This is a genomic window from Pseudomonas sp. P7758 (genome assembly GCF_013386485.1).
In the GTDB taxonomy this organism is placed as follows: domain Bacteria; phylum Pseudomonadota; class Gammaproteobacteria; order Pseudomonadales; family Pseudomonadaceae; genus Aquipseudomonas.
On record NZ_JACARS010000095.1, the window covers coordinates 1 to 21,495 of the forward strand.

Annotated in this window: 22 protein-coding genes and 1 other RNA gene; 9 read left to right on the plus strand and 14 right to left on the minus strand. The window is 61.2% G+C overall.

The window, feature by feature from the left end:
* Nucleotides 1–96: 96 nt before the first annotated feature.
* On the plus strand, nucleotides 97–1,479 hold the full coding sequence (gene hemN, locus HX873_RS20455) for an oxygen-independent coproporphyrinogen III oxidase (protein WP_177019531.1): 1,383 nt from the start codon (nucleotides 97–99) through the stop codon (nucleotides 1,477–1,479).
* Nucleotides 1,480–1,486: 7 nt separating this feature from the next.
* Here the strand turns inward: hemN and HX873_RS20460 are convergent, their stop codons facing one another.
* The gene (locus HX873_RS20460) at nucleotides 1,487–1,963 is read right to left on the minus strand and encodes a hypothetical protein (RefSeq protein ID WP_177022901.1); all 477 of its coding nucleotides are present in this window, start codon (nucleotides 1,961–1,963) and stop codon (nucleotides 1,487–1,489) included.
* 154 nt (nucleotides 1,964–2,117) lie between these two features.
* Between HX873_RS20460 and fnr the strand changes: the two genes are divergently transcribed.
* Together fnr and HX873_RS20470 are read left to right on the plus strand one after the other, a co-directional pair.
* Entirely contained in the window at nucleotides 2,118–2,852 is a 735-nt protein-coding gene (gene fnr / locus HX873_RS20465) for a fumarate/nitrate reduction transcriptional regulator Fnr (RefSeq protein ID WP_003219044.1), read from the plus strand.
* An 80-nt stretch (nucleotides 2,853–2,932) separates the two neighbouring features.
* Nucleotides 2,933–3,481, plus strand: a complete 549-nt coding sequence (locus HX873_RS20470) for an adenine phosphoribosyltransferase (RefSeq protein ID WP_003219046.1) — start codon at nucleotides 2,933–2,935, stop codon at nucleotides 3,479–3,481.
* Nucleotides 3,482–3,627: 146 nt separating this feature from the next.
* On the opposite strand, the gene HX873_RS20475 is transcribed toward HX873_RS20470, so the two are convergent.
* From HX873_RS20475 to dnaX, 5 genes are all read right to left on the minus strand, one after another.
* Nucleotides 3,628–4,776 (minus strand): acyl-CoA dehydrogenase family protein, encoded by a 1,149-nt coding sequence (locus HX873_RS20475; protein ID WP_003219047.1) that lies wholly within the window; start codon nucleotides 4,774–4,776, stop codon nucleotides 3,628–3,630.
* Nucleotides 4,777–4,976: 200 nt separating this feature from the next.
* On the minus strand, nucleotides 4,977–5,579 hold the full coding sequence (gene recR, locus HX873_RS20480; RefSeq protein WP_003219049.1) for a recombination mediator RecR: 603 nt from the start codon (nucleotides 5,577–5,579) through the stop codon (nucleotides 4,977–4,979).
* Nucleotides 5,580–5,644: 65 nt separating this feature from the next.
* A complete protein-coding gene (locus HX873_RS20485; RefSeq protein ID WP_003219050.1) occupies nucleotides 5,645–6,679 on the minus strand; it encodes an NADP-dependent oxidoreductase in 1,035 nt (344 codons plus the stop codon).
* 269 nt (nucleotides 6,680–6,948) lie between these two features.
* Nucleotides 6,949–7,287, minus strand: coding sequence for a YbaB/EbfC family nucleoid-associated protein (locus HX873_RS20490; protein ID WP_003193199.1), 339 nt, complete (start codon nucleotides 7,285–7,287; stop codon nucleotides 6,949–6,951).
* Between the two features lie 43 nt (nucleotides 7,288–7,330).
* On the minus strand, nucleotides 7,331–9,394 hold the full coding sequence (gene dnaX, locus HX873_RS20495; RefSeq protein ID WP_177123112.1) for a DNA polymerase III subunit gamma/tau: 2,064 nt from the start codon (nucleotides 9,392–9,394) through the stop codon (nucleotides 7,331–7,333).
* 133 nt (nucleotides 9,395–9,527) lie between these two features.
* Between dnaX and HX873_RS20500 the strand changes: the two genes are divergently transcribed.
* Nucleotides 9,528–10,277 (plus strand): ABC transporter substrate-binding protein, encoded by a 750-nt coding sequence (locus tag HX873_RS20500; protein ID WP_087694838.1) that lies wholly within the window; start codon nucleotides 9,528–9,530, stop codon nucleotides 10,275–10,277.
* 68 nt (nucleotides 10,278–10,345) lie between these two features.
* Here the strand turns inward: HX873_RS20500 and HX873_RS20505 are convergent, their stop codons facing one another.
* From HX873_RS20505 to HX873_RS20515, 3 genes are read right to left on the minus strand one after another with little or no spacing between them, the layout of a single operon-like run.
* Nucleotides 10,346–12,037 carry a bifunctional diguanylate cyclase/phosphodiesterase gene (locus tag HX873_RS20505; protein WP_003219057.1) on the minus strand — a complete coding sequence of 564 codons (1,692 nt, stop codon included), beginning with the start codon at nucleotides 12,035–12,037 and terminating at the stop codon, nucleotides 10,346–10,348.
* Nucleotides 12,038–12,055: 18 nt separating this feature from the next.
* Nucleotides 12,056–13,621, minus strand: a complete 1,566-nt coding sequence (locus tag HX873_RS20510) for a PAS domain-containing methyl-accepting chemotaxis protein (protein WP_003219059.1) — start codon at nucleotides 13,619–13,621, stop codon at nucleotides 12,056–12,058.
* Between the two features lies 1 nt (nucleotide 13,622).
* Nucleotides 13,623–13,775 (minus strand): hypothetical protein, encoded by a 153-nt coding sequence (locus HX873_RS20515; protein WP_157222851.1) that lies wholly within the window; start codon nucleotides 13,773–13,775, stop codon nucleotides 13,623–13,625.
* A gap of 306 nt (nucleotides 13,776–14,081) precedes the next feature.
* Here HX873_RS20515 and HX873_RS20520 point away from each other — a divergent pair, with 306 nt between their 5' ends.
* Together HX873_RS20520 and HX873_RS20525 are read left to right on the plus strand one after the other, a co-directional pair.
* Nucleotides 14,082–14,396 carry a helix-turn-helix domain-containing protein gene (locus HX873_RS20520; protein ID WP_003219061.1) on the plus strand — a complete coding sequence of 105 codons (315 nt, stop codon included), beginning with the start codon at nucleotides 14,082–14,084 and terminating at the stop codon, nucleotides 14,394–14,396.
* Between the two features lie 151 nt (nucleotides 14,397–14,547).
* Nucleotides 14,548–14,919 (plus strand): VOC family protein, encoded by a 372-nt coding sequence (locus HX873_RS20525; RefSeq protein WP_003219063.1) that lies wholly within the window; start codon nucleotides 14,548–14,550, stop codon nucleotides 14,917–14,919.
* Here the strand turns inward: HX873_RS20525 and HX873_RS20530 are convergent.
* Complete coding sequence (locus HX873_RS20530) at nucleotides 14,833–15,801, minus strand: DMT family transporter (protein WP_102368374.1); 969 nt, start codon at nucleotides 15,799–15,801, stop codon at nucleotides 14,833–14,835. The two genes, HX873_RS20525 and HX873_RS20530, sit on opposite strands and share 87 nt — an antisense overlap.
* Before the next feature lie 97 nt (nucleotides 15,802–15,898).
* Between HX873_RS20530 and HX873_RS20535 the strand changes: the two genes are divergently transcribed.
* Nucleotides 15,899–16,762, plus strand: coding sequence for a LysR family transcriptional regulator (locus HX873_RS20535; protein ID WP_003219067.1), 864 nt, complete (start codon nucleotides 15,899–15,901; stop codon nucleotides 16,760–16,762).
* 39 nt (nucleotides 16,763–16,801) lie between these two features.
* Here HX873_RS20535 and HX873_RS20540 read toward each other — a convergent pair whose 3' ends face one another.
* The gene (locus tag HX873_RS20540; protein WP_003219069.1) at nucleotides 16,802–17,416 is read right to left on the minus strand and encodes a hypothetical protein; all 615 of its coding nucleotides are present in this window, start codon (nucleotides 17,414–17,416) and stop codon (nucleotides 16,802–16,804) included.
* A 1-nt stretch (nucleotide 17,417) separates the two neighbouring features.
* Nucleotides 17,418–18,464, minus strand: coding sequence for an N-acetylmuramidase family protein (locus tag HX873_RS20545; RefSeq protein ID WP_003219071.1), 1,047 nt, complete (start codon nucleotides 18,462–18,464; stop codon nucleotides 17,418–17,420).
* A gap of 284 nt (nucleotides 18,465–18,748) precedes the next feature.
* On the opposite strand from HX873_RS20545, the gene HX873_RS20550 reads away from it, so the two are divergent.
* Nucleotides 18,749–19,282 (plus strand): hypothetical protein, encoded by a 534-nt coding sequence (locus tag HX873_RS20550; protein WP_003219072.1) that lies wholly within the window; start codon nucleotides 18,749–18,751, stop codon nucleotides 19,280–19,282.
* A gap of 14 nt (nucleotides 19,283–19,296) precedes the next feature.
* Nucleotides 19,297–19,884, plus strand: coding sequence for a hypothetical protein (locus tag HX873_RS20555; RefSeq protein ID WP_177123113.1), 588 nt, complete (start codon nucleotides 19,297–19,299; stop codon nucleotides 19,882–19,884).
* A 104-nt stretch (nucleotides 19,885–19,988) separates the two neighbouring features.
* On the opposite strand, the gene ffs is transcribed toward HX873_RS20555, so the two are convergent.
* Both ffs and HX873_RS20565 read right to left on the minus strand, forming a co-directional pair.
* Nucleotides 19,989–20,085, minus strand: an RNA gene (gene ffs / locus HX873_RS20560) — signal recognition particle sRNA small type.
* Between the two features lie 132 nt (nucleotides 20,086–20,217).
* Nucleotides 20,218–21,381, minus strand: a complete 1,164-nt coding sequence (locus tag HX873_RS20565) for a putative zinc-binding metallopeptidase (RefSeq protein WP_177123114.1) — start codon at nucleotides 21,379–21,381, stop codon at nucleotides 20,218–20,220.
* Nucleotides 21,382–21,495 lie beyond the last annotated feature (114 nt).

Sequence of the window (21,495 nt, forward strand, 5' to 3'; positions counted from 1 at the left end):
TGTGGCATAGCGCCGCTCCCCGTTGATGCAAATCAAGATGGCTTCCCCACCCAGCCCCTAGACTCGGCCCACTAGCCTATCCGGGGGAACGCCCGCATGCTCGACGCCATTCGTTGGGACACTGATCTGATTCACCGCTACGACCTGGCGGGGCCACGCTATACCTCGTACCCCACCGCCGTACAATTCGACAGCCAGGTCGGCACCTTCGACCTGCTCCACGCCCTGCGCGACAGCCGCAAGGCCGTACGGCCCCTGTCGCTGTATGTGCATGTGCCGTTTTGCGCCAACATTTGCTACTACTGCGCCTGCAACAAGGTCATCACCAAGGATCGCGGCCGGGCTCACGCCTATCTGCAACGCCTGGAGCAGGAAATCCAGTTGGTGGCGTGCCACCTCGACCCCAAACAGCCGGTGGAGCAGCTGCACTTCGGCGGCGGCACCCCGACCTTTCTCAGCCATGACGAGCTGCGTCAGGTCATGGGCCGCCTGCGCCAGCACTTCAACCTGCTGGACGATGACTCCGGCGACTACGGGATTGAAATCGACCCGCGGGAAGCCGACTGGGCGACCATGGGCCTGCTGCGTGAACTGGGGTTCAACCGCGTCAGTATCGGCGTGCAGGACCTGGACCCCGAAGTGCAGCGTGCGGTGAACCGCCTGCAAAGCCTGGAAGAAACCCGCGCAGTGATCGACGCAGCACGCACCCTGCAGTTTCGTTCGATCAATATCGACCTGATCTACGGTTTGCCCAAGCAGACACCGCTGAATTTCGCACGCACCGTGGAAGAAGTCATCAGCCTGCAACCGGACCGCCTCTCGGTGTTCAACTACGCACACCTGCCGGAACGGTTCATGCCCCAGCGACGGATCAACACCGACGACCTGCCCTCCCCGGCGGAAAAACTGCTGATGCTGCAAACCACCATCGAGCAGTTGACCCAGGCGGGCTACCGCTACATCGGCATGGACCACTTTGCCCTGCCGGACGACGAATTGGCCGTCGCCCAGGAAGAAGGCACGCTGCAACGCAACTTCCAGGGCTACACCACCCACGGGCATTGCGATTTGATCGGGCTTGGGGTGTCGGCGATCAGCCAGATCGGCGACCTGTACTGCCAGAACAGCAGCGACCTGAACCACTACCAGAACGCCCTCGCCGGCGCGCAACTGGCCACCAGCCGTGGGTTGTTATGCACCACGGATGACCGGTTGCGACGGGAAGTGATCCAGCAGCTGATCTGCACGTTCAGCCTGAATTTCGAGAAGATCGAACAGGCCTTCAACATCGATTTTCGCGGCTATTTCGACGAGCTCTGGCCGCAACTGGAGGCGATGACCGAGGACGGACTGATCGAACTCGACCCACAGGGCATCCGCGTATTGCCGGCGGGGCGCCTGCTGGTACGCTCGGTGTGCATGGTGTTCGATGCCTATCTGGAGCACCAGAATCGGCAACGATTTTCGCGGGTAATCTGAACCTGTCCTACTTCGCCAGCAGGGCCATCGCTTCCAGCTGCGACTCGGGAGACTCGTCCTTCAAGGCCTTGGTCAACTGCGATTGGGCCGTCATCAAGCCGGCCTGCAATGTCGCGATATCACTCTGCAAGGCGGCCACTCTGGCCTGCCTTGCCTGCGGGGTCTTTGAGGCGTCGGACATGGCAGCTGAGAGCTGAGCCATCTTCTCGGCGAGCTGTTTTCTCATCTCGCGAATCATTTTCAACAGCTGCTTGATGTTGTCTTTCAGGTTGCTGTCGTCAATGTCCTTGTTGGAGTTGGTGCTGGCCTTGGAGGCTTTCAGCCCCGCCCCCGAGATATCCACCACCAGTCCTTGGGGCTTGGTGTCAGTGGTCCGATCGGTCGAAGACGCTTGGTCTTTATCGTCTGCAGCGGGGTCTTTTTTCGCATCAGGCACGGTTAGCGAAGAAACAATGGCAGGGTTGGTTGCGCCAATGGAAAGCATGATCTGAGCCTCCAGCTCTAGGAGTGACAATCTTGTATCGACCTCGATACAAAATTCTTTATACCGCTGCTGCTTTTTTGTACACGCTGGCCTGATTGCCCCCCGGTGCGTTACCCTTACGTCTTATGTGTGTTTTCCCACAAGGATTTAAGAAATGTCCGAGCCAGTTAAACTGCGCGCTCATAGCCAGGCTCATTGCAAGGATTGCAGCCTGGCCCCCCTGTGCCTGCCACTTTCGTTGAATCTGGAAGACATGGAAGCGCTGGACGAGATCGTTAAACGCGGTCGCCCACTGAAAAAAGGCGAGTTCCTGTTTCGCCAGGGCGACAAGTTTGACTCCGTTTATGCAGTACGTTCTGGCGCGCTGAAAACCTTCAGCCTGAGCGATGGCGGCGAAGAACAGATCACCGGCTTCCACCTGCCGAGCGAACTGGTCGGACTGTCGGGCATGGACACTGAGATTCACCCCGTGTCGGCCCAGGCCCTGGAAACCACATCGGTGTGTGAAATCCCGTTCGAACGCCTGGATGAACTGGCCCTGCAGCTGCCGCAATTGCGTCGCCAGTTGATGCGCGTGATGAGCCGGGAAATCCGCGACGACCAACAGATGATGCTGTTGTTGTCGAAGAAAACCGCCGACGAGCGTATTGCCACTTTCCTGGTCAACCTTTCCGCACGTTTCCGCGCGCGGGGTTTCTCGGCCAACCAGTTCCGCCTGAGCATGTCGCGCAACGAAATCGGCAACTACCTGGGCCTGGCGGTGGAAACCGTGTCCCGGGTATTCACCCGCTTCCAGCAGAACGAGTTGATTGCGGCCGAAGGCAAGGAAGTGCATATCCTCGACCCGATCCAGCTCTGCGCATTGGCTGGCGGTTCGCTCGACGGTTGATCCAGACGCTTGCGGCCGAGCCAATCGGCTGGGCCGCAGGTATACTTCGAGTCCGCTTTCCTCCCCAGGACTCCTCGACGATGGTCTTCGATTCGTTCGACATCAAATCCCTGATTCGCCCAGTCATCGACTTCCCCAAGCCTGGGGTGATCTTTCGCGATATCACGCCGCTGTTCCAGTCGCCCAAGGCCTTGCGCCTGGTGGCCGACACCTTCGTACACCGCTACGTCGAAGCCGACTTCACCCACATCGGCGCGATGGATGCCCGGGGCTTCTTGATCGGTTCGATCATTGCCTATCAGTTGAACAAACCGCTGATCCTGTTCCGCAAGCAAGGCAAATTGCCGGCTGACGTGCTGGCCGAGAGTTACCAGACCGAATACGGCGAAGCCTTCCTGGAAGTGCACGCCGACAGCCTGTGTGAAGGTGATTCGGTGCTGATGTTCGATGACCTGATCGCCACCGGCGGCACGCTGATCGCAGCGGCCAACCTGGCCCGGCGCATGGGCGCACGGATTTTCGAAGCGGCGGCGATCATTGACCTGCCGGAGCTGGGTGGGTCCCAGCGCCTGGAAGACATGGGCATTGCGACGTTCTGCCTGACGCAGTTTGCACTGACAGACCAATAACCCGGGATTCGTGTGGCGAGTGAGCTTGTGTGGCAGGGAGCTTGCTCCCGCTGGAGTGCGCAGCGCTCCCAAAGATCTTGGGGCCGCTACGCAGCCCAGCGGGAGCAAGCTCCCTCGCCACAGCCCCCTCGCCACAAAAGCGCTTTCTACAAGCCCATCTGCTTGCTGATGATTTCGTTCATCACTTCCCGAGTCCCGCCACCGATGGACAGGATGCGGTTGTCGCGATACAGCCGCTCCACCAGGTTGCCGCGCATGTAGCCCTGGCCGCCGAGGATCTGCACGGCATCAAAGGTCACGCGGTCGGCGGTGTCGGTGGCGAGGTTCTTGGCCATCGAGATCTCCTTGATCACACTCTTGCCCGCGGCCATCTTGGCGGCCTGGCGGTAGGTGAATTCCCGCGAGACCTCCACCGCCGTGGCCATTTCCGCCAGGCGATGCTTGAGCACCTGGAACTTGCCGATGGGTTTGCCGAAGGCCTCGCGCTGGGCCGCCCACTTCAGGCTTTCCTCCAGGGCCATCTGCGCAGTCATATTGGCCATCAGGGCCAGGGCCAGGCGCTCGCTCTGGAAGTTGCCCATGATGCAGGCGAAACCCATGTTCTCGGCGCCGATCAGATTGCCTACCGGTACGCGGCAATCATCGAAGAATAATTCGGCAGTGTCCGACGCCCACCAGCCCATTTTCTTCAGCGGTGTACCGGTGGTGAAACCAGGCGTGCCCTTTTCGATCAACAACAGGCTGATGCCGGCAAAGCCCGGCCCACCGGTACGCACGGCGACGGTGTAGAAGTCGGCACGCTGGCCGCTGGTGATAAAGGTTTTGCTGCCGCTGACCCGGTAATGGTCGCCGTCGCGCACGGCACGGGTCTGCAGGCTGGCGACATCGGATCCGCCACCGGGCTCGGTGACGGCCAGGGCGGCGATCTTCTCGCCGGATAACACCTGCGGCGCCACACGATCGCGCACCTCGGGCCGGGCCCATTTGACGATGGGCGGCAAGCCGATATCCAGCGAGCCCAACCCTGCCACTACCCCGCCGGAGCCGCAGCGCATCAATTCTTCGCTGGCGGCGACCTTGGCGAACAGGTCACCTTCGTGGCTGCCTCCAAGGGCTTCGGGGTAACCGATGCCCAGGATCCCCGCCGCGCCGGCCTTGAGGTACAGCTCCCGGGGGAAGCTTTCCGCTTCCTCCCACTGCTCGATGCCCGGCAACATCTCGCGCTCGACGAAACGACGCACGCTGTCGCGGACCAATTGGTGGCTGGGGTCGAAGTATTCCTGATAGGCAGACATCGGCAAGCTCCACGGGACGGTAGAGCGAACTTACCAAGCGCTTGCTTGGTTATCAAGCAAGAGGAAAGACTCGTGAACGCCACAAAACAAATGTGGGAGCGGGCTTGCTCGCGAATGCGGTGTATCAGTCGCCAGATGCATTGACTGAACCACCGCATTCGCGAGCAAGCCCGCTCCCACATTTTGTCCTGCGGTGTTTGTTACAGGGCGATCGGCTTACGCCCGGCAAACGAATGCGCCAGGGTCCCGCCATCCACCAGTTCCAGCTCGCCACCCAGCGGCACGCCGTGGGCGATGCGCGAGGTAATCAGGCCTTTGTTGGTCAGCAACTGGGCGATGTAATGGGCCGTCGCTTCGCCTTCCACCGTAGGGTTGGTGGCCAGGATCACCTCGACGAACGTGCCCTGCTCCTCGATCCGCGTCACCAGTTGCGGAATACCAATCGCCTCCGGCCCCAGCCCGTCCAGCGGCGACAGGTGGCCCTTGAGCACAAAGTAGCGCCCGCGGTAACCGGTCTGCTCCACCGCGTAGACATCCATCGGCCCTTCGACCACGCACAGCAGCGTGTCGTCGCGACGCGGGTCGGCGCATTGCGGGCACAGCTCTTCCTCGGTCAGGGTGCGGCACTGGCGGCAGTGGCCAACCCCTTCCATCGCCTGGCTCAGGGCCTGGGCCAGTCGGGAGCCGCCGCTGCGATCACGCTCCAGCAGTTGCAGCGCCATGCGCTGGGCGGTTTTCTGACCCACACCCGGCAAAGTGCGCAGGGCGTCGATCAGTTGACGAATCAGGGGGCTGAAGCTCATGGGGAAAGGTCCGACAAAACAACGAGACGCGGTTTATACCCGCGCCTCGGATTAGCGTCAAATGCTCAATCTTGTGCGACCCGCACCACCAACTTGCCGAAGTTGCGCCCCTCCAGCAAACCGATAAAGGCTTCAGGTGCCTGCTCCAGGCCTTCCACCACGTCCTCGCGGAACTTGATCTTGCCGTCCCGCACCCACGGCGCCATGGCACTGAGGAATTCCGGTTGGCGGTCGCCATAGTCGTCGAACACGATAAAGCCCTGGATCCGCACACGCTTGGTCAGCAAGGTACGTTGCAACGCCGGCAGCCGGTCGGGACCGCTGGGCGCTTCGTGGGCGTTATAGCCGGCGATCAGGCCACACAAGGGAATGCGCGCCTTGGCATTCAGCAGCGGCACGACCGCGTCGAATACCTTGCCGCCGACGTTTTCGAAGTAGATATCGATGCCCTTGGGGCAGGCCTGGGCAAGCTCCTCGGCAAAGTTGTCGCTCTTGTGATCGACACAGGCATCAAAGCCCAGCTCGTCCACCACATAGCGGCACTTGTCGGCGCCACCCGCCACACCGACCACCCGCAGCCCCTTGATCTTCGCCACCTGGCCCACCACCGAGCCCACCGCACCGGAAGCGGCCGCCACCACCAGGGTTTCCCCGGACTTGGGCTGGCCGATATCGGTGAGGCCCATATAGGCGGTCATGCCGGGCATACCCAGCACACCCAGGGCCATGGACGGGCTGGCCAGTCCCTTCGGTACCGGGATCAGGTTGCGCCCATCGGAGATGCTGTGGCTCTGCCAGCCGGTGGAACCGACCACCAAGTCACCCACCTCGAACTTCGGATTGCGGGACTGTTCGATGCGGCTGACAGCGCCACCGGTCATCACTTCGTCGATTTCTACCGGTGCGGCGTAGGACGGCGCATCACTCATGCGCCCGCGCATGTAGGGATCCAGGGACAGGTAAAGGGTCTTCAGCAAAACCTGGCCGTCGGCCAGTTCCGGCAGCGCGACGCGCTCCAGGCGAAAGTTTTCCGGCACCGGTGCGCCGTGGGGGCGTGAGACCAGCACAATGCGCTGGTTGAGGGTCAATGCTTCGGACATCAGCGAGGCTCCTTCTATCGGTGATTGAATTCAACGGTATAGGGTGCAGACCCCAACACAGGGTCCAGGGTTCGACAAAACTCTCGCAGTAGCCGTTGTCGAGCGCCAGCGAGGCTACGTTAGCCGCACCGCTGCTTTCATGCCAGACGTGGGACCGAGTCGCTGCCGACGCAGCCTCGCTGGCGCTCGACAGCTGCTACGGGTATGGAAAATAGCCGGCCAAAAAAATGCCAGGCGCGGGGCCTGGCATTTTCGGTGCTGCTTGCCGATCAGAACGGCAGCTTCATACCCGGTGGCAGTTGCATGCCAGCGGTCACGCCAGACATCTTGTCCTGGCTGTTGGCTTCGATCTTGCGCACGGCGTCGTTGACGGCCGCGGCAAACAGCGCCTCGAGCATTTCCAGGTCGTCTTCGCCGACGCCCGGCAATACGCTTGGGTCGATGCTCACGCGCTTGATGTCGTGACGACCGGTCATCACCACGCTGACCATATCGCCACCGGCTTTACCGGTGACTTCGGCGTTGGCCAGTTCTTCCTGCATCTTGGCCATCTTTTCCTGCATCTGCTGCGCCTGCTTCATCAGGCCGGCCATGCCACCTTTCATCATGGGAATCACCTCAAAAGTACGTGGATCAATTATTGGCCCCGGGTTATGACGCTTGGGGTACCGGGGCTTCTACAGGTTCAATAGTATCGTGCCGCACCACCGCGCCAAACTGCTGCATCATCTGCTGGATGAGCGGATCACCGTGGATCGACTCTTCAGCCTCACGCTGGCGGTTGACCCGGCGACGGGACGCCGCCTGGGCCGGGGTTTCCTGCTCGGGCTTGATCAGCTCGATGCTGATGGTCAGCGTGCGCCCGTGGAACTGGTTCAGGGCATCGTTGAGCCGGCGCTGCTGGGTCGCGTTGAACAGGGCGCTGTGGGCCGGGTCCAGGTGCAGCAGCCAGTGGTCGCCATCAACGGCAATCAGGGTGCAGTTGGCGGCGATGCTGCCGGTCATGCCGGAGATCGGCAGTTTCGGGAACAGCTCCAGCCATTGCAACGCCAGGCCGGTGGCCGGCATCGCGGCAGGTTCGGGTTCAGGCTCCGGGGCAGGCTCGGCGGTATGTTCGCTGGCCAGGTCGTCCAGGTAGCTGTAGGCCGAATCCATGTCCGGCTCGATGTAATCTTCGTCCAGCGGCGGCTCGTCGTCGAGGTCGGTGCCCGGGGTGGCGGCGTCCACTTGCGCAACGGTCGGCTCCGGCACCGGGGCCGAAACCCACTCGGGGGCGTCCGGCACCACGCTGTCCGGGGTCGGCGCGGGCATGGGTGTCAGTTCAGGCTGCTCGCTGGTGGTTTCCAGCACCGGCTCGACGGCAGGCTGCAGCTCGACCTCGACCTCGGCCTCTACCGGGTCGTTCCACGGCAGATCGACTTCAGGCACGGGCGCAGGCTCAACCACCGGCTCCGGCACCACCACAGGCGCCACGGGCTCGGCGACAACCGGGGCGGCGGCCTGTGCAACCGACGCAGGCGGCGCAACCACTGGCGCGACAACAGCCGGGCCAGCCACTGGTTTGGCGGAATCAACTGTGGCCTGGCTGATCCCCACTGGCTTTAGCGGCTGTCTCGGCGCATCCGCCGTGTCGGCGGGCCTGAAGGCCAGCATCCGCAGCAGGACCATTTCGAAGCCGCCCCGCGGATCGGGTGCCAACGGCAGGTCACGTCGCCCAATCAGGCCCATCTGGTAGTAGAACTGTACGTCTTCGGCCGGCAACGCCTGGGCCAGGGCCAACACGCGGTCGCGGTCGCCGTGGCCGTTGTCGACACCTTCGGGCAGGGCCTGGGCGATGGCGACGCGGTGCAGCACATTGAGGATTTCCGACAGCACGCCATTCCAGTCCGGGCCTTGCTCGGACAGGTGGCGCACGGCTTCGAGCAACGCCTTGGCGTCGCCTTCGATCAGCGCGTGCAGCACGTCGAACACCTGGCCGTGGTCCAGGGTGCCGAGCATCGCCCGCACGTCGGCGGCCAGCACCTTGCCTTCACCGAAGGCGATGGCCTGGTCGGTAAGGCTCATGGCGTCACGCATCGAGCCGTCGGCGGCACGACCCAGCAACCACAGGGCGTCGTCTTCGAACGGTACGTTCTCGACACCCAGCACGTGGGTCAAATGCTCGACCACACGCTCCGGGGTCATGTTTTTCAGGGAGAACTGCAGGCACCGCGACAAAATCGTTGCAGGAAGTTTCTGCGGGTCGGTGGTGGCCAGGATGAATTTGACGTAGGGCGGCGGCTCTTCCAGGGTCTTCAACAAGGCGTTGAAGGAGTGGCTGGACAGCATGTGCACTTCGTCGATCAGATAGACCTTGAAGCGGCCACGGCTCGGTGCGTACTGCACGTTGTCGAGCAGCTCGCGGGTGTCTTCGACCTTGGTGCGGCTCGCGGCGTCGATCTCGATCAGGTCGACAAAACGCCCTTCGTCGATTTCCCGGCACACCGAGCAGGTACCACACGGCGTCGAGGTGATGCCGGTTTCACAGTTCAGGCACTTGGCGATGATACGGGCAATGGTGGTCTTGCCCACCCCGCGGGTACCGGTGAACAGGTAGGCGTGGTGCAGCCGCTGGCTGTCCAAGGCATTGATCAGAGCCTTGAGCACATGGGTCTGGCCGACCATTTCGCGGAACGAGCGCGGACGCCATTTACGTGCAAGAACCTGATAACTCATCGAAAACCGTCGCAACTGGGAAGCGGAAGCGGGTAATGCTAGCGGAGCAAGGGGGAAATTGCATCCGGCACGCTCGTCTAATCTGACTAAGCTGGTCTGACCAAGCCTGTAAAAGGCTGAACCCGGAGAATTTATGCGCGCAGTCCTGGGCGCCTTGTGGATGATTGCCACGGTCAGCCTGGCGGCACCCGCACCTCTGCGATTCTCCATTTCCGACAGCTGGACCATGCCCATGGTGCAACTTGACCAGGGCCAGCCCACCCAGGGGATTTTGTATGACCTGATGTTGAGCCTGGCCACCCAGGTCGGCCGTCCTGCGAAATTCCATGTGCTGCCGCGTGCGCGTATCGACACCGCCATGGAGCGCGGGGATGTGGACGTGCGCTGCTACGTGACACCGGCGTGGCTGAACAACCTGTCGGGGGACTACACCTGGAGCATCCCGCTGCTGGTCCAGCGCAATGTGCTGGCCGCCGGGCGCGTGCCCTCAACGTCGGTGGCACTGGACAGCCTTGCGCCGCAACACATCGGCACGGTACTCGGCTACAGCTACCCGACCCTGGAGGCGCGCTTCGCCAGCGGCCAGTTCAGCCGCGACGACAGCCGCAGTGAAGAGCAAGTGCTGCAAAAACTGGTGGCCGGACGCTTCAACTATGCAGTGATCAACGAATGGATCCTTGACCGCTTCAATCAGCAATTACCGCCCACACAGCGCCTGCATACGGTGGCCGTGATCGAGGAGCAACGCCTGGGCTGCTATGTGCGCAACGACCCGCAGGTGCCGGGGCAGCAGATCCTGCGCACGTTGCTGCGGATGAAAATGTCCGGGGAGATTGATGAAATCATCCAGCTGTATATCGGGAACAGCGCCCCCGCCCCTTAAGATCACCTGATTGTCCTTGTGGCCAGGGAGCTCCCTCGCCACAGCAAGCTCCCTCGCCACAATAAACATCACTCAAGCTTTTGCCACTGCGGCGGCGGTGCAAATCCCTCGACCCAACCCGGCACGTCGTCCGCAGGCATCGGCCGGGCGATGAAATAGCCTTGGGCCACTTCGCAGCCCATGCGCATCAACAACTGGCCGTGCTCCAGGGTTTCCAGGCCTTCGGCAATCACTTCGCGGCCAAACGCACGGGCCAGGCCGATCACGGCCTTGGTCAGCGCCAGGTCGTCCTTGTCGTGCAGGATGTCGCGCACGAACGACTTGTCGATCTTGATGGTCTGGGTCGGCAGGCGCTTGAGGTAGCTCAGGGAGGAATAGCCGGTGCCAAAATCATCCAGGGAGAACTGCACGCCCAAGGCCTGGCAGGCCTCCAGGTGCTGGGTGACACGCTGGATATTGTCGATGGCCACCGACTCGGCGATCTCCAGGTCCAGCCGGTGCGGCTCCACCTGCGGGTATTGCGCCAGCAAGTCTTGCAGGCGCTCGACAAAATCCTCGCGCTGGAAGTGCCGCGCCGCGATGTTCACGCTCACCGACCACCAATGCCCATGCACCTGCCAGCGATGCATCTGGCCCAACACCTGGGCGATCACCCATTCGCCGATATCGACAATCAGGTCGGTCTGCTCGATCAGTGGCAGGAAATCCCCCGGCTTCACCAGGCCACGCTCGGGGTGCTGCCAGCGTAACAATGCTTCGAACCCCACCACCGTGCCGCAGCGCAAGTTGACCTTGGGCTGGTAATGCAGGCACAACTGGCCCGCCGCCAGGGCCTGGCGGATCTGCTCCACGGTCTGGTGGCTGGCCTTGACCTCCTGTTCCAGGGATACATCAAACAACTGGTAGCGGTTGCGCCCGCTCTGCTTGGCCACATACATCGCCTGGTCGGCATGGCGCAGCAAGGTGTCGGCGTCCTCGTCGTCCAGGGGGAACAGCGTGACGCCGATGCTGGCGAACACATTCAGCTCCGCCCCCTGGATCGAGTACGGCTCGGAAATCGCCTTGAGGATGCGCAGCAAGGCGCCGTTCAGCTCGTCGATATCGCGCACATAACGCAGGATCAGTACAAATTCGTCACCGGCGAGCCGGGCGACCACGTCCTCGCCGCGGATGATCTCCCGCAACCGAGTGGCCACTTCCACCAACAACAGATCCCCACAGGCATGCCCATACCCGTCGTTGACCGCCTTGAAGCCGTCCAGGTCGAGCATGCACAACGCCAACGGGATGTCTTCGCTGCGGGAGAACTCCAGGGACTGGTTAAGCAACTCCGACAGATAGGCGCGGTTCGGCAAGCCGGTCAGCACATCGTGGCCGACCCGCCATTGCAGGGTGTGCAACAGCTGGCGCTTTTCGCTGACATCAAAGCGGATCGACACGTACTTCTGCACGCGCCCGGTCTTCTCATCGAGCAGCGGCACCATGGTGCTGTCCACCCAATACAACGTCCCATCCTTGGCCCGGTTGCAGATTTCCCCACGCCACACCCGGCCTTCGCTGATGGCTTGCCACATGCCCTGGAAGAACCCCGCAGGGTGCAGTCCCGAGCTCAGAATGCGGTGATTTTGCCCCAGCAACTCGTCACGCCCGTAGCCGGACATGCCGCAGAACTGGTCATTGACGTAAGTGATGCAGCCCGCCAGGTCAGTCTCGGAGAAAATGGCGGCTGCATCCACGGCCCTGCGGTATTTCTCGTCCATGAGTCAGGCTCACTGTGGCTAGCGGTTGAACCGCTCGACCAGGGCGCGCAACCCGGAAGAGATGCTTTCGAGTTCCCGGCCACGGGTGACTGCAGCGTTGGCATTGCCCGCTGTCTTTTGCACCGTGGCGGCAACGTTATTGATCTGCTGTGAAACTTCCTCGGCGACGTGGGATTGTTCCTGTGAGGCAGCAGCCATTTGCTGACTCATACCGGTAATACGCTCCACCGCGTGGCGAATGCCTTGCAGCGCCTGCTGCGCCTCAAGTACTTGCTGCACGCCCTGCTCGGCCTCGTGAATGCCCAGGCTCGCGATCTCGACCGCCTCATCGGCGCCCGCCCGCAGGTTCTGGATGATGCCCTGGATCTGCTGGGTCGACTCCCGCGTCTTGCCCGCCAGGGCGCGCACCTCGTCGGCCACCACGGCAAAGCCACGGCCCTGCTCGCCGGCGCGGGCCGCTTCAATGGCCGCGTTGAGGGCCAGCAGGTTGGTCTGGTCGGCGATTGCCTGGATCATGCTCGCGGCCACCTGGATTTGCTGGGTCTGCCCGGCCAGGTTGCCCACCGCCTGGTTGATCTGGGTGACGGTGCCGGCCAGCAGCTGGATCGCCTCGCGGGACGTGCCGGCCACCTGGCTGCCCTGCTCGGCGAGGGTGTTGGCGGTGTGAGCTTCGCTGGCGGTTTGCTGCACGTGCACCGCCACTTCGGCGATGGACGCAGCCATCTCGGTCATGGCGGCGGCGGTCATGTCGGTCTCGGCGCGCTGTTCCAGCAACGCCGATTCGGTGGTGCTCGACAACACGCTGGAATGGGCGGCTGCTTCGGCCATCTGGTTGGCCAGGTCGCTGAGGCGCGTCAGGGCGGTTTTAAGTCGCGCCTCTTCGCTGATCAGGATCATTTCGAGCTGCGCGGTCGGCCCCAGCGCGTCGCTGTAGGTCATGGCGCTGATGGGGTCGGAAAAGGTATTGGGCGTGTTCTGCACAATCTGCTTGAGCTGTAGCCCCAAGCGTTGATGCCCCCAGACGCCCAGGCCGAGAAACAGGCCGACAGTCAACGCCTGGGCCCACACACCCGGAACCCATTGGAAGGCGGCGACACTGGCAACGGCAGCGGCCAGTGGCAACGCCATGGCCCGGGATACAGACGCCACACGCCGCACCGGCGAGACCGCCGCACCACCGGCCTGCAACCGCGCGTACAGCGCTTCTGCGCGGCGCACCTGTTCGCGGGTGGGCTTGACCCGAACCGACTCGTAGCCCGTCAGCCGCCCGTCTTCGAGAATCGGCGTCACATAGGCGCTGACCCAATAATAGTTGCCGTTCTTGCAGCGGTTCTTCACCACGCCCATCCAGCTCTGCCCGGCCTTGAGGTAGCTCCACATCAGCTGGAACACGGCGGGCGGCATGTCCGGGTGGCGCACCAGGTTGTGGGTGCTGCCGATCAGCTCGGCCTGGGTAAAACCGCTCATGGCGGCAAACTCGGCGTTGCAGTAGGTAATATGGCTGTTGACGTCAGTTGCGGAAATTAGCCGTTGCTGCTCCCCAAAAGTCTGTTCAACAGCAGTGACCGGCAAATTGAGACGCACGTTAAAGCTCCATGGACAGCATTCGATCGCCCTCTCGACCACCGGGTAGGCAGGACAGGCGGATTCGTATTTCCAGTCGGGCTGCGCCGTCGATCGGCTGGTTGGCCGCAAAGGTACGCAAACCCACGATTTTGCACAGCAATTCATCATCCATTCAGTGATGATCAACTAGGCTTGAATTCGGGTATCCGGCACGTGAGGCGCAATGAAGCGTGGCACTGACGAGCGACATTTCAGTCCCTGCCAGGCGTCCGTTTTATGGGCACATTTATGAGAGTAAGGAGAGAGCAATGATTTCCTGTTTCATAAACCTGCCTTCTGAAACGAGACCACCAAATACTTGTCCTAGATGCCGATTCTACGAATTACATCACATTTTGCAAGAAAAGGTGATGGTACATGCGGTTGTCTAATTTTAAGATTTATCGTTAAGTTCTTGATTCTAAATGGGAATTGAGCGATGCACATTTCAAGTTTGGGTCCAGCCATCAGACGTTACCGCAAGGTCGCAGGGCTTACTCAGGCTGAACTAGGTGAAAAAACCGGTTTTGACCCTAAAACCATCAGCCGCTTCGAAACCGGCACCTATACACCCAGCGTCGAGGCACTGTTCTTGTTCGCAGAGGCGCTGGGAGTGAAGCTGAAAGTCTTTTTCGCAGACCTGGTCGACGAGGAGGAACAGCGCGCTTATCTGTTCGGTGTCATTCACAAAGCCACCCCGAAGGATCTGGGAAAGCTGATCGCAGCGGTAGACCAGGCCTTGTCCAAGCCTTAGAGCTCGCAACACACGTGCACGCAATAAAAAGAGCAGACAGCCAGATTGACTGTCTGCTCTTTGCTTGATGACTCCTGACATGAACTGACAGGACAGCCCCTTAGACTAGGGACTGAGCCGCGCCATTGCTGCGTCATTCCACGGAGTCATCATGAATAGCATTGCCCATTACTTTTTGTTGTACGTCGACAGCCCGGCCACCAGCGCCAACCTCTACAGCCGGCTGCTGGACAAGCCGCCGGTGGAGCTGGGGCCGACCTTTGCGCTGTTCATCCTCGACAACGGGGTGAAACTCGGCCTGTGGTCGCGCCATACCGTGGAGCCTGCGGCCCAAGCCTCGGTTGGCGGTAGCGAGGCGGGTTTCTGCGTCGCTGATATCGCAACGGTCGACGATTTGCACACACGCTGGGTGCAACTCGGGATGAGCATCATCCAGTCACCGGTCGAGGCGGACTTCGGCTACACCTTTGTCGCCCAGGACCCCGACGGTCACCGCCTGCGGGTGTTCACCGTGAACCCGTAACGGCTTGCGGCGCCAGCGCCCTTCGAGGCTGATGGCGCCGACACTGGCCAGCACGATCAGGCCACCCAGCACCACGCGCAGCGAAACCTGCTCGCCCAGCAGCGTGGCGGCCATCACCATCGCCACCGGCGGCACCAGGTACAACGCCACTGACGCGCGGCTGACCTCGACATGCCGCAACACATAGGCCCAGGCCAGGTACGCCAGGGCGCTGGGAAAGGCGCCGAGCAACAACACCGCCCAGTTGGCTTGGGTTGATGATTGCGACACCACCGCCGGCAAACCCGGCAAATACACACACAACAGCAAGGTGCCCGACCACACGGTGTAGCACACCGTGGTCAGCGGGCTGTAGCGCCGGGAATAGTGTTTCTGGATGGTGAAATAAAGGCTCCACGACAACGCCGCCAGCAGGATCATCAGTCCACGGGGATCAATCTGCCCCAGGCCATGCTCGCCCCAGATCACCACCAGCACCCCGCTCAAGCCCAGCAGCACGCAACCCCAGCGCCAGCCGGTAACTCGCTCCTTCAAGCCGAAAAACGCCACCAGCACCGTAAATAGCGGAACCGACTGCGCCAGCACACTGGAGGCAGCGGCCGTGACAAATTGCTGGCCGAAATTGATCGTCAGGTGATGCAGGAAAATCCCGAAGAAGCCCAGCACCAGCAACCACGGCAGGTCCCGCAGACGTGGCCGCTCGATCCTCATGACCAACGCGACGCCGGCCATCAATACCGAAGCAATCAGGAACCGTCCCAAGGCCAACTGGCCAGGGCTGTAGCTGTGCAAGGCCAGATGCACGCCAATCGGCGAATACGCCCAACAGAGGATGACGCTGGCAGTGACTAGCGTAAGCTTTACAGGTGACGGGGCTTTCATGAACGGCGTCCAGCAGTGGGAATGCCGCCAGTCTTGGCCCCGGCAAGGCGCAGGACAATTAACCGTTTCTGACTTCTGTAATCACTGGAACTGAGCGATGGAACTGGCCCAACTGAAAATGGTGAAAGCCGTGGCACAAACCGGCAGCGTGGCCCAGGCCGCCCTGCAACTGCACTGCGTGCCGTCCAACATCACCACACGCATCAAGCAACTGGAAAGCGAGTTGGGTACCCCGCTGTTCATTCGCGCCGGGCGCGGGTTGGCGATCAGTGCCGCAGGGGAAGTGTTTCTCGACTACTGCGAGCGCATCCTCGCGCTGGTGGAAGAGTCCAAGCGTGCCGTCGACAGCAACGCGATTCCCCGCGGCAAGCTGCGCATCGGCGCAGTGGAATCCAGCGCCAGTGGCCGCCTGCCGCCGCTGCTGGCCGAATACCATCGACGTTATCCACAAGTGGAGCTGGAACTGGTGACCGGTGCCTGGGCGCAGTTACTCGATGACCTGCAACATCACCGCATCGACGCCGCGCTGGTGGCCGCCGGCGGCAAACGCCCGAAGCTCGAACAAAGCGTGGTCTACAGCGAGCGCCTGGTGCTGATTACCAGCGCCTCCAGCGCACCCATCGAGGACGCCCGGGACCTGGCCGGCCGCACGCTGCTGGTGTGGCCGCCCGGCTGCCCGTATCGCGCAGCCCTGGAGAACTGGCTCAAGCCCCACGACATCAAGCCTGCCATCGCAAGTTATGCCAGTTGGGGCACGATCATTGGCTGCGTCAGCGCGGGGATTGGCGTGGCACTGGCGCCGGAAGGCATCCTGGCGCGCTACGAGCAGGCCAACCAATTGACGTCCTACCGCTTCGACGAATTGGCGGCGGTGGATAACCTGCTGTTCTGGCACAAGGACACCCAACGCCACCTGGCGCGGGATGCCTTTGCGGGGCTGTTGCGGGAGACTTTCGGCTAACCGGTTTTCGCCCCGCTACGCGCGGGCGCAGCAGCATCTTCAGCCTTTTGCGGGGACCAGCCTGGCGTACTGGTCCTGGCTGATCCAGCCCTTGGAAGAGCGGCCTTCGCCATTGATGAACTCGACCTGGGCCCAGCCATCCTTAAACGCCAGTACCGCGACCACATCGTCCTTGACCACGTAGGCACGATGGCTGGCCTTGGCGTCCGGGGTCTTCTGCAGGAAGGCCTTGTCGGACGAAACGGTCACCAGGCCAATCCATTTCTTGGCAGCGGTTTGGGTCAGGTCCAGGCCGGTGGCAATTTCCGGCATCAACACGTTGATGCAGCCGGGATGTTCGCGGCCCTTCTCCACGGTCAGCATCACACCGTCCGAGGAAGCCGCGACGGTACCCGGATAGGCCTCATCCAGCCATGTCGACACCGATGCCTTCGCACCGTCGACCTTGCCCTGCAGGAAGAACGTGCACGAGCGGGTCACGCCCTCGCCCATTTCCTCGGCATAAAACCCCTCCACCTGATGCTCGGGCGTCACGGCCAGCATCAGCCCTTCGTACTTGCCCGAGTGCAGCGTAGCGGCAAACGCCGGCGCACCAGCAGCAACACACACGAAAGAGGCAACCAGCAATCGGGACACGCAACGTTTGAACGGCATTCTATTTTTTCCCTTCAAGTGCTTCGTAGGCTTTTTTGATGCGTTGGTCATAGTCGCCATAATCCTTGCCGTTATAGTTCAGCGCCATGGCGGCGTAATCCTTGTTCTTCATGGCCTTGACCAGGGCCGGGCTCTGGCTGCAAAAACCGAGGAAGGCCTTTAGTTGATGCCCGGCATTAATCTTCATGGCCACCACAAATTCAAACACCGTTTTATAACCGCATGCCGTGAAGTTGGAGCCCATTATCTGAAACATGCCCCAGGAGGCCGACTTCAAGGCCGCTTCCTGATCCAGCGCAAAGGCGGTGGCCATGGTTTCCCAGGCCTTGGTCTGGTCCTTGTTATTGGCCTTCCACTGGGGCCCGGCCTTCTTCACGTAGGGGTACGACAACAGCGGGTGGGTCTGGTCGTATTTACTCTTGGTGTACTTGCGAAAATGGTGCCCTTCAAAGGCGATCACCGGCAACTTGGCCGGGCCGAACCCGGAGCGCCCGCCCGACTCCACCGTGGCAAAGGCCTTGATGATATTGACGGAAATGCCGTTACCCAACTGCGTGGCAGCGTTCTGGAAGTCCGTATCCGTCAGCGTCGTGCCGCCGTCGCACGTGGCCTGGAGCATCATCTGCCGGTTGCGCCGCTCGGCCTCGATCATTGCCCGCATGCGGTCCAGATAGTGGTCGACCGTGGCCTGGACCATGTCCGCGCCGGTGTTGCCGAACACATTGAGGAACGTCGGAATACGCAGGGTCGGGTTCGGCTTGACCGGCACCTTCACCGCTTCTTCGATCAGGCTATTGAAGGTGCGCCCGGTAGGGTCGATGACACCATCGGGATGCGCGTATTTGAGGTGGCGGAACTGATACTGGCTGATGCACTGCACCAACTGGCCGTCGCACTTGCCATTTTCCGCCAGGGGGAAACCCAACTTGGGAATGATCAAGTTGAATAAATACTGGATGCATTGAACATCGGTGGGCAAGTTGCGGGCTTTGCCCGGCGCACCGACGGAAGCGCTGATGAGAGTGGGCAACCCTTGCAGGCTTTTCATTACTGACATCCTTGTTAGTTGGAGTAGATGAGCCATAAAGCGCCATCACTTTAATATCATCCATGTGCCACTGACATATTTAGAAATATGTCGCTGGCGCAAACTAACAAGGCGAATTTGGCTTGTCCAGCGCAAGGTTTTAAGGATGTGAGCAATCCCTCACTGACGTCGTCCCTGGGAATAATTTTTAAACGGACTGGGCACTTTGCCACTACCTGAGCTACTGTCTGTTTCGCAGGATGCATTGTCGTCCTGACATCTAACAATGACGTCCAGGGACTGACATGAAATCGACCTTTATTGCCTGTGCCATCAGCGGATTGCTCTTCGTCTCGCCAAACACCCACGCAGAAGATTTTGCGGGCTACTTGCTCAAGGCGGTAACGCCAAAAGGTCCGCAATGGCAAACCAAAAACGATGACGAGATGGCATCAGCGTTCGCGAATGCCGGGGTAAAACGATACAAGTGGTCTGCCGACACCGGAAAAGACGAGATCACCCTGTTTGTGTTGCCGGGCCAGAATCAACCGCCAAGCGCGGCCCGTGATTCCGATACCCGGGCCGCCGAGAAGAACTGCAAAACACATATCAGCCAGACTGACATGGGAGATACCAGCACCCCGTATATGGGCTGGTCGGTGATCTGCACACAGGCGAACGGCAACGTCATGACCTTGAGGCATTTTGCCTATCAATTGGGGGGCGACACGTACAAGGTTTCCAGGACCTGGAGAGAAATGCCTTCAGAACAAACCGTTGCACAATGGAGCGCAACGCTCGCCAGCATCGCCGACCACATCAACAGCACTAAGCCGTGACACAGGAGGTGCCCATGCGTTGGCTAATCGTGGTATCGACTGTCCTGCTGCTGTTCGGCTGTGCATCCAAACCGCCTGTGGCGCCGCCTGACCTGTCCCGCCCGTCGATCGCCGAGACAAAGTCGGTGGTGTTTGCAGGGAAAACATACGTCCTGAAATACCAGGCCCGGGGCAACGTTCCGCTCTGGGAGTATTTCCTCGCACCAGAAAGCGTCAACGCCTGGAGCGAACTGGTGGATTTTCGCCTCGCGCCGCCCCAGACCATCGGCAACGAGCCCCGGGATCTTGCCAACCTGACCGCACAGGCCCACAAACAGGAATACCCCAACCTTCCGGTGGAGATGTTTTCAGACGAGAAAACCGATGCGATCTACGTGCTGCTGTTTTATCCGACCTCCACACGCAAGGACGGCAGCTTCTTTGAGTTCAATATCTTCAAATACTACAAGGACAACGGGACCGGCCAAATCATCAGCTTCCACTTTGCCAAGAACATCCCGTCCGACACGCCTGCCGCACGACAGGAGTTGCCCGGGCACATGGCGAGGTTGCGCGCAGAAGTGATTCCGGCCATGGGAGAGTTCCCGCTGTATCGTCAGTAACCCTGATGAGCGAACAGCAGAAATCGCTTCGCAGATGACGATTGTCAGCGAAGGGCTTCATAAAAGTATTTTTTGAATCAAGGAGGGTTGCGTTATGGAGGCAACCCCACCAGCCACACCCCGGCACACAATGTTCCCGCTGTGGCTGCTGCCTTCCGGCTCTGACCAGGTTCACGGGTAATCGTTGCGGGGGGACCGATGGGGTCACCATAACGATGCTCGCCTCTCGGCAAGCCGCGCCATTGTACCGATCTCATCGGAAGTTACAACCGTTGGCGTGGGATTAAAAATATCTGATGGTTCAAGTACTTGGCTGCAGGAGCAAGCTTGCTCCTACAAAAGCACGACCTCGTCCGCCCGACCGCCCTCTTGCTGGATCACCAGGTGAATGAAGTGCAGCTTGGCAATCACCGCCGGCGGCAGGACGAACGGATAGAAATCCGGCTGGCCCATGCTGCGGGACAGTTCGTTGAGCATACCGGCCAGTTCGATCCACGCATTGACGAATGACAGGAACGCCGTGCCGCCGGGATGCCCGGGGTCGTAGAGGGTGCTGAGGGGGAACGGCTGGTAATCCAGGTCCATCTCCCGGGCGCTCATGCCGAAGCCCAGCGCGGTGTCGACGGCGTCCATCATGTGCAGGTAATGCGCCCAGGTTTCCGCCCAGTCTTCCCACGGGTGCATGGTGGCGTAGGCGCTGACGCAGGTTTGCTGCCAGTCCGGGCGCGGGCCGTTCTGGTAGTGCTGCTCCAGGGCGTCGGCGTAGCTGGCGCGCTCGTCACCGAACAGCGTGCGGAACGGCTCCAGCCAATGGCTGTTGGCGATCAGGCGGTCCCAGTAGTAATGGCCGACCTCGTGACGGAAGTGACCGAGCAAGGTGCGGTAAGGCTCGCGCATCTGTATGCGAATTTTCTCACGGTGGGCGTCGTCGGCTTCCTTGATGTCGAGGGTGATCAGGCCATTGGCGTGGCCGGTGGTGGGCGCGTTGCCTTCCAGGTCGATGCCGACAAAATCGAAGGCCAGGCCGGTGTCTTCATCGACCGTCTTGGGAATCACCTGCAAGCCCAGGCTGATGAGTTGGGCCACCAGACGACGCTTGGCGGTTTCGACCTTGCGCCAGCGTTCGGGGTTTTCGGGGATCGACAGGTCGGGAATGGTGCGGTTCAGGCTGCAGGCCACGCACAAGACCTGGCCGTTGTCGGCGGGCAGCAGCCAGTTGCAGGCGGCCGGCGTGTCGAGGTTGGCGCAGCGGCGAAAGGCACCGGCTTCAGGGTCGGCGTCCAGCAGCCAGGTGTCGGCGTAAGGGCCGGGCTGCAGGGAGGACAGGCGACTCTGCTCCGGCTGATAGCCCAGCAGCGCCGAGCAGGCCAGGCACTGGCTGTTGCGAAAGAACAGCGATTGCCCACAGCGGCACTGCCAGACCTTGCTGTTGCGCGAGGTCTCGGCCATGAACGGTGCGGCGATGCGCGAACTGAGTTGTTCGAAGAAGCGGTACATGGCGATCTCTCCGGGAGGCTTGCCAATACTAGAGCATTGCCCGAGAGAGATCGTTCCCACGCTCTGCGTGGGAATGCATCCTGTGACGCTCCGCGTCGCACCTTTCAGAGCGGA